2 protein-coding genes and 1 pseudogene are annotated in these 3,857 nt (G+C 70.7%); all 3 read right to left on the bottom strand.

Annotated elements, in window-relative coordinates; all coding sequences use genetic code 11:
- Window positions 1-701: pseudogene (locus CA983_RS48615) on the bottom strand (type VI secretion protein); the annotation flags it as partial.
- A gap of 11 nt (window positions 702-712) precedes the next feature.
- Window positions 713-2,125 carry an ATP-binding protein gene (locus tag CA983_RS41375; RefSeq protein WP_086605811.1) on the bottom strand — a complete coding sequence of 471 codons (1,413 nt, stop codon included), beginning with the start codon at window positions 2,123-2,125 and terminating at the stop codon, window positions 713-715.
- A 5-nt stretch (window positions 2,126-2,130) separates the two neighbouring features.
- Entirely contained in the window at window positions 2,131-3,687 is a 1,557-nt protein-coding gene (locus tag CA983_RS41370) for an SCO6880 family protein (protein ID WP_086605810.1), read from the bottom strand.
- Window positions 3,688-3,857 lie beyond the last annotated feature (170 nt).

The raw sequence follows: 3,857 nt of genomic DNA, 5'->3' as shown, positions 1-3,857 counted from the left end.
GCCGCGGGGGTGGTGTGCTGCGGCGGTGTCGGTCCGCCGTGCTGCGCCGGGGCCGGAGTCCCGTGCTGCGCATGCGTGGGCACGTCTGGGGGCGCTGCTGCGGGTGTGAGGTGCTGTGCCGATGCGGGTACGCCGTGCTGCGCCGAGCCAGGCGTCGCCGGCTGGGGCGATGCCGGTACGCCGTACTGGCCTGTGCCCGCTGTCCCCGACTGTGCCGACGCCGAGACCCCGTACTGCCCCGGGCCCGGTGCCGGGGCCTCGTGCGGCGTAGGTGCGGCGGTGCCGTACGTGTCCCCCGCCTGCTCCCCAGCCGTCGCCGTCCTCTCCGCCCGGCGCCTCACCCGGACCGCCCGCCAGCGGGCCAGCGTGCCCATCACGAACACCGTCAGGACGACCAGGATCATCAGCTGGCCGATGAACAGGCCCCAGAACAGGCCGTAGCCCGGGAGTTCGCCGGAGGGTGTGCCGGGCCAGGCACCGGGGATGTCGTGGGGCTGGGCGATGAGGCCGCGCATGGCCAGGGGCGTGCGGGTGAAGGTGACGCCGGACGGCCAGGAGCCGTGGGCGAACAGGGCGGCGAGGCCGGTGGCCGTCCACACCAGCAGGGTCATGCCGAGGAGGAACGCGAGTATGCCGACCAGCAGGCCGTCGGGGATGCCTCCCTGGGTGTCGTGCCGGCCGCGGCCGTCGTCCGGTCTCACGCGTCCTCCCCCTATGCCACCGTCGATTCGGAGTCGCCCAGGCGGTGCTCCGCGAAGGCCGCCGCCCGTTCCTCGGCCTCGAGTTCGGCGGCGTGCAGGGCGTCGTCCTCGGCGAGGTCCGCGGAGGACTCGGTCATCGCGCGGTCGGTGAAGACCAGTGGGCGTTCGGTCTCCGTGACCAGGTGTTTGACGACTTGGACGTTGCCGTTGACGTCCCAGACGGCGATGCCGGGGGTGAGGGTCGGGATGATCTCCACCGCCCAGCGCGGCAGGCCCAGGACGCGGCCCGTCGCCCTCGCCTCGTCCGCCTTCTGGGCGTAGATGGTTCTCGTCGACGCCATTTTCAGGATCGCCGCCGCTTCCTTCGCCGCCGCGCCGTCCACCACGTCGGACAGGTGGTGGACGACCGCCACGAAGGACAGGCCCAGTCGCCGTCCGAACTTCAGCAGGCGCTGGAACAGCTGGGCCACGAAGGGGCTGTTGATGATGTGCCAGGCCTCCTCGACCAGGAAGATGCGCTTCTTCCGGTCGGGGCGGATCCAGGTGTGCTCCAGCCACACGCCGACGATCGCCATGAGGATGGGCATGGCGATGGAGTTGCGGTCGATGTGGGACAGGTCGAAGACGATGAGCGGGGCGTCCAGGTCGATGCCGACCGTGGTGGGGCCGTCGAACATGCCGCGCAGGTCACCGTCGACGAGACGGTCCAGGACCAGCGCCACGTCCAGGCCCCAGGCCCGTACGTCGTCTATGGCGACGTTCATCGCCTCGGCCGACTCGGGCTCGGGGTGGCGCAGCTGCTCGACGATGTCGGACAGGACCGGCTGGCGATCGACGATGGTCTCGTTGACGTAGGCGTGCGCGACCTTCAAGGCGAAGCCGGAGCGTTCGTCGAGGCTGTGGCCCATCGCGACCTCGATGATCGTCCTCAGGAGCGCGAGCTGGCCCGTGGTGGTGATCGCCGGGTCGAGCGGGTTGAGGCGGATACCCATGTCCAGGGCCGCCATCGGGTCCAGGCGGATGGGAGTTATTCCCAGCTCCTGGGCGACGAGGTTCCATTCGCCCACCCCGTCCTCGCCCTGGGCGTCCAGGACGACGACCTGGCGGTCGCGGAAGCGGAGCTGGCGCAGGACGTACGTCTTCTCCAGCGCCGACTTGCCGTTGCCGGACTCGCCGAGGACCAGCCAGTGGGGGGCGGGGAGCTGCTGGCCGTAGAGCTGGAAGGGGTCGTAGATGTAGCCCTTTCCGGAGTACACCTCGCGGCCGATGATGACTCCGGAGTCGCCGAGGCCCGGGGCGGCGGTCGGCAGGTAGACCGCCTGGGCCTGGCCCGTGGACGTGCGCACCGGGAGCCGGGTCGTCTCGACCTTCCCGAAGAGGAAGGACGTGAAGGCGTCGGTGAGGACGGACAGCGGGTCCCGCATAGGTCCTACCTCCGAATGCCGGTGGCGAAGGGAAGGGTGTTCACGAAGGCGCGGTGGTGCTCGCGGTCGCACCACTCCAGTTTCAGGTACGACTTTCCCGCCGAGGCCCTTATCGTCCGTTTGTCGCGGGCGAGGGCCTCGGGGGAGCGGGAGGAGACGGTGATGTAGCCGACGAGGTTGACGCCGGCGGCGCCGCTGGCGAGGTCCTCGCCGCGCTGGTCGAGCCGGGAGTTCGCGGCCACGTCGCGCGGGTCGATGGTGCGGTTCATCTTGGCGGCGCGGGACGCCTCGGCCTCGTCGTTGGTCTTCTCGGTGAGCATGCGCTCGATGGCGACCTCGGTGGGTTCGAGGTCCATGGTGACGGCGACCGTGCGGATCACGTCCGGGGTGTGGACGAGCAGCGGGGCGAGGAAGTTGACGCCGACGGGGGTCATCGGCCACTCCTTCACCCAGGCGGTGGCGTGGCACCAGGGGGCGCGGGTGGAGGACTCGCGGGTCTTGGCCTGGAGGTAGGTGGGTTCCATGGCGTCCAGCTCGGCCGGCCAGGCATTGCGTTTCGTCATCGCCTGGATGTGGTCGATCGGGTGGTCCGGGTCGTACATGGAGTGGATCAGCGAGGACAGTCTGCTCTGGCCGAGCGGCTGCCGTACGCGGATGTCGGCCTCCTGGAGGCGCGAGCAGATGTCGGTGAGCTCGCGGGCCATGACGACGGCGAGACCGGCGTCCCGGTCGGCCTTGCCGCCGTGGGCGCGGGCGGCCCGGGCCATGGCGTTGGCCTCGGCGGCGAGGTCGCGGGTGTAGTGCATGCAGGCGACGAGGTAGGCGCGGTGCTGCTCGCTGCTGGTGGACACCATCGACTGCAGCTGCTCGTAGGACTGCTGGAGCCAGGCCGGTGCCTTGTCGTCCCCGCGCACGGAGACGTCCTTGGCGTGGGCGTCCGGGTCGGCGGGGAGGGTGCGGGCGAGCATCTGGATGCGGGTGACGAAGCCGTCGCCGTTGGCCACGTGCTTGAGCAGCGTGCCGAAGCGGTCGACGAGGGCCTCCTGGTCCTCGGAGTCGCGCAGGCCGACGCCGGGGCCCTCGATCTCGATGGCGGCGGTGACGGTCTTGCGGTCGGCGTGCAGCAGGACGGCGATCTCGTCGGGGCCGAAGGGGGCGGAGAGCCAGGTGATCCGGCCGATGCCCGGGGGCGGTCCGACTTCGACCTCCCGCCCGTCGAGCCGCGTCCCGGCCTCGATGACGGAGGAGCGGTAGGTGGCTCCCTGCTTCAGGGTCCGCTTGTAGCTGCGGTTGATCTCGAACCACTTGTAGAAGGTGCGGTGCTTGTACGGCACGTACACGGCGGCCAGCGCCAGCATCGGGAACCCGGCGAGCAGCACGATGCGCAGGGACAGCACGGGGACGAGGAGCCCGCACATCATGCCGAGGAACGCGCCCACGACGATCAGGGCGATCTCGCCGGTCTCGCGGTTGCGGCCGATGATCGCGTTCGGCCGGGCGCGGCCGATCAGATATGTCCGGCGGGGCGTGACCGGATGGGACACGTGGGACTCGGTTGTCAACGCCCTTCACCTCCCGTGCGATTGGTACTGCTGTTGCGCGTGCTGCTGGCGTGGGGAGTGTTGACGGGGCTGCTCGAACGGGGTGCGGGTGCGGCGGAGGGGACAGATCCGCCGCCGCCGTTCGAGGGGCGCGAGCTGTGCGCGGCGACTCCCCCGGAGGCGGGGTTGCT

Source organism: Streptomyces swartbergensis, from assembly GCF_002148965.1.
In the GTDB taxonomy this organism is placed as follows: domain Bacteria; phylum Actinomycetota; class Actinomycetes; order Streptomycetales; family Streptomycetaceae; genus Streptomyces; species Streptomyces swartbergensis.
The sequence above is the reverse complement of the archived record's forward strand: the minus strand, read 5'-3'. Positions and strand labels throughout refer to the sequence as shown.

Bases quoted from the DNA above. Each gene is read 5' to 3' on its own strand.
- CA983_RS41375 (WP_086605811.1), bottom strand. From the start codon at position 2,125: ATGCGGGACCCGCTGTCCGTCCTCACCGACGCCTTCACGTCCTTCCTC.